Origin of the sequence: Rubrivirga sp. (assembly GCF_049648075.1) — a bacterium.
Lineage (GTDB): Bacteria > Bacteroidota > Rhodothermia > Rhodothermales > Rubricoccaceae > Rubrivirga.
Genome location: NZ_JBARYR010000264.1, coordinates 1 through 3,671, shown reverse-complemented (window position 1 = coordinate 3,671; position 3,671 = coordinate 1). Strand labels below are relative to the sequence as shown.

Here is a 3,671-nt window from a genome sequence, read left to right as displayed (position 1 = left end):
GCCTGGACCCGACTCCGTGGACCCGCCGCGCCCTCGAGGGCGGCGGTGCCGATAGGGGAGGACCCGTAAGGGTTGTTGAAGTGTGGTGGAAGGCGGATCGGCGTTGGAACGAACATGTCCGAAAGGGCTTCCAGCGCCATGCCTCGCTGGATCTCACTGCTCGTCCTGTGCTCGTTCGCCTTCACGGGTGCGACGGCCAGCGCGTGGGCCGAGGTCGTCTCGGACGCTCCGCCTCTCGAGATCGCCCTCGAGGTCGAGACCCCGTCTGAGTCGGAGGAGGAGGCGACGCGTGTCGTCCTCGAGGCCGTCGTCCAAGACGAGCCTGGGATGACGGCCCCCCAGGCGCTCGGCGCCCTTTACGTGGACCTGCCGGTCCCGCCCGGGCCACCACCACGGTAGCCTCGAGCACTGGTAACGATTGCACACCGTCGAGGTCGTTGGGATCTCGGCTTCCCTGTCCAAGTACAGGACAGACCCCCTCTCGTCGCGTTTCTGTCGCGGCACAAACACACACACCCATGACTTTCCGACTCTTCACCCTGGCCGCGGCCTTCGTCCTCGCCGGCTGCGCCACCTCCAACGCCCAGGTCACCTCGACGTCGTACGACTACGACCCCGTGATCGCTCTGACCGCTGAGACCCAGGCGGCGCTCACGCCCGAGCAGGTGCTCATGCGTCTCAAGGACGGCAATGAACGGTTCGTCGCTGGCGAGGCCGTCGAGCGCGACTTCATGGGCCAGGTCGCCCAGACCGCAGGTGGTCAATTCCCGATGGCGGCCATCCTGGGCTGCATCGACAGCCGTGTCCCGCACGAGATCGTCTTCGACAAGGGCGTCGGCGACATCTTCTCGGCCCGCGTGGCCGGCAACTTCGTCAACACGGACATCCTGGGCTCGCTCGAGTTCGCCACGGCCGCGGCTGGCTCGAAGGTCATCGTCGTGCTCGGCCACACCGAGTGCGGCGCCGTCAAGGGCGCGTGCGACGGCGTCGAGCTGGGCAACCTGACGGCGACCTTGGCGAACATCGCCCCGGCGATCTACGCCGTCGGCGACATGGTCCCGGGCGAGCGTGCGTCCTCGAACGCGGACTACGTCCAGGCCGTCGCCCACGAGAACGTGGAGATGACGGTCCGCAACATGGTCGAGCGCAGCCCGATCATGCACGGGCTCGTCGAGAGCGGTGACCTGATCGTCATCGGTGCCATGCACGACGTCGCCACCGGCGAGGTCATGTTCATGGACGACACGATGATCACGGCCGCGAACATCAACAACTGATCTCGTCGTTGATGTCCAGACCGCAAGCCCGGCACGCACCTGCGTGCCGGGCTTGCTCGTGTCGAGCATGGGTGACAGTGGGACTCCTCTCGCTGCTTGGCGTCACGGAACTCTATGGGTGACACGCGGTCCCCTGCTCGAGGCTTCCGAACGTGTGGCCTGCCCATCGTGTGGTCGTTCCGTACAAGGCACTCGAATGGTGTCCCCGTCGCTCCCACTCTCACGCTGATGCGGTCCACGCTGGTGTGGCACCGCAGTCTCAAAAACACGTTTTGCAACGGTTCGCGCCCGTGTGGCCCAAACTAGTGAGGAGCCTTTTTGACGCTCCGCCACCCCTTTGAATCCGAACGGCCTGTGGCTCGGAGCGCTTGACGGCGACTCGGGCCGCTTTGCATGGACGACCTATGCTCCGTCTCTCTCTTCTCGCCGCCGTCCTCGTCGCCCTCGTCGCGACGCCCTCGAGGGCGCAGATCGTCCTGTCCGATGACCTCCGCCTCGACATCGCCGGGGGCGTCCAGCCGCGTGCGAGCGTCGGCATCGAGGAGAACGCGACCGACGAGACCCGCTACGGGTTTGGCCTCCGCCGCGCCCGCATCCAGGCCCGCGTGCTGTACCGCGACCTCGGTGGCGTCGAGTACGACGTCGAGGGCGGCTCGGGCTCCATCGAGAGCGTCGACCTGTTCGCGTTTGCGAATCTGACCAACGACGTCCAGGCCCGCGTCGGCTACTTCCCGGTCGCCCAGCCGGCCGGCGGGATCCTGACGCCCTACTTCCTGATCGACGCCGTCGACCGGGCGGCCATCGACGAGCGCTGGTTGTCGGGGACGTTGGGCGGCGACGGCCGCGACCTGGGCGCCGACGTTACCTACCGGAGCGGCCGCACGACGGCCTCGGTCGCGGTCCACAACGGGTTCGGGACGTTCCAGCGCGGGACCAACAACTTCCGCGAGGGGATCTCGGCGCCGGACGTGGTCAACGGGATCGAGACGCCCGGCCTGGCCATCTCGTCGGTGCTGGTCTACGAGCCCGGCGACGGCCTCGAGGTCGGCGTCTACGGCGGCTTCAACGGGGCCAACCCGGACCGGACCGATCGCGGCGATGGCGGCCGCGACTACACGAGCGCTGGCGCTCACGTCTACTGGGGCGCCTCGCCCGGCAGCCAGCCGCTCCGCGTCAAGCTGGACGCGCTCGTCCTGAGCTACGCCGACGACGGCCGGGGCGGGCAGGACCAGGCCGGTGTCTCGGCGTTCGGCGCGGCTCGCGTCCTGGGGTCCGGCGAGGTGTTCGGCCGGGTCGAGCGCTACTGGGACGACGCCGACCTCGAGGGTGACGACTTCGTGACCGCGGGCCTCAGCTACAGCCCGAGCGCAGCGCGCGGGGCGCCGTACGAGCGCGCACGTCTGACCCTGGCGTACCACTACCGCACGAGCGACGTCCTCGAGGACGCGCATCTCGTTGTGCTCCAGGGCCAGCTCGCCTTCTAGTTTCGCAGCCTTCCAATCCCGCTTGCACGTGTCCTGCCTCCGACTCTCCGCCCTCCTTCTCGTCCTTGCTCTCGCGACGCCGTCCGGCGCCCAGACCGTCCTCGAACTGACCGACGACGCGACGCTCAGCCTCACGGGTGGCATCCAGCCCCGCGTCGGGTTCGGCATCGAGGGCGCCGACGACACCGAACGGCTCGGTCTCGGCCTGCGCCGCGCCCGGCTCCAGTTTCGTCTGACGGTGTTGGACAAGGTCGGAATGGAGTACGACATCGATACGACGCCGGGCGACCTGAGGGGCGTCGATCTGTTCGCGTTCTACAACATCAGCGAGACCGTGCAGCTCCGGGCCGGGCGCCTTCCTCCAGCCCAACCGCGCGGCTTCGTCCCGACCTCGAACACTCGGATCGACGCCGTGGACCGGTCCCCGGTCGACGAGCGCTGGGCGGCGGGGACGCTGGGGTCATCGGGCCGTGACATCTCGGTGGACCTGACGGCGGAGGTTGGCTTGACTGAGCTCCAACTGACGCTCCACAACGGGACCGGGGGCTTCTCGCGCGAGACGGACAACTTCCGCGAGAGCGGGTCGGCGCCGTCGGTCACGCGGGGGACGGATGAAACGGCGCTGGCGCTCAGCGCGGCCGTCCACCGCGGCGCCCCGACGGGCCTCGCGTTCGGCGGGTTCGCGAGCGTCAATGCTCGTGGGAGCGCGCGAACAGCGCTCGGCGACGAAGGCCGAGGCTACGGGAGCGCCGGGGCGCACCTCTACCACGGCGAACGGCCGGGCGGCCAGCCGGTCCGGTTCAAGCTCGAGACGGTCGCGACGCGGTACGAGTCCGTGGACGACGTCGTCCAACAGGCAGCCGGCGTCGGTGTCTTCGGCGCCGTGCGGGCGTTCGATCACGGCGAGGTG

The 3,671-nt window shown here is 68.8% G+C and carries 4 protein-coding genes; all 4 read left to right on the top strand.

The window, feature by feature from the left end; genetic code table 11:
* The first annotated feature begins 138 nt into the window (after nucleotides 1-138).
* The gene (locus WBA11_RS07840; RefSeq protein ID WP_424520142.1) at nucleotides 139-399 is read left to right on the top strand and encodes a hypothetical protein; all 261 of its coding nucleotides are present in this window, start codon (nucleotides 139-141) and stop codon (nucleotides 397-399) included.
* Nucleotides 400-518: 119 nt separating this feature from the next.
* Nucleotides 519-1,277, top strand: a complete 759-nt coding sequence (locus WBA11_RS07835) for a carbonic anhydrase family protein (protein ID WP_424520141.1) — start codon at nucleotides 519-521, stop codon at nucleotides 1,275-1,277.
* A gap of 404 nt (nucleotides 1,278-1,681) precedes the next feature.
* On the top strand, nucleotides 1,682-2,761 hold the full coding sequence (locus WBA11_RS07830; protein ID WP_424520140.1) for a hypothetical protein: 1,080 nt from the start codon (nucleotides 1,682-1,684) through the stop codon (nucleotides 2,759-2,761).
* Nucleotides 2,762-2,789: 28 nt separating this feature from the next.
* Nucleotides 2,790-3,671 (top strand): hypothetical protein (locus WBA11_RS07825; protein WP_424520139.1); only part of this gene is annotated, 882 nt, incomplete at its 3' end.

Coding starts and splice junctions, on each gene's coding strand:
- WBA11_RS07840 (WP_424520142.1), top strand. CDS start 139: ATGCCTCGCTGGATCTCACTGCTCGTCCTGTGCTCGTTCGCCTTCACG.
- WBA11_RS07835 (WP_424520141.1), top strand. CDS start 519: ATGACTTTCCGACTCTTCACCCTGGCCGCGGCCTTCGTCCTCGCCGGC.
- WBA11_RS07830 (WP_424520140.1), top strand. CDS start 1,682: ATGCTCCGTCTCTCTCTTCTCGCCGCCGTCCTCGTCGCCCTCGTCGCG.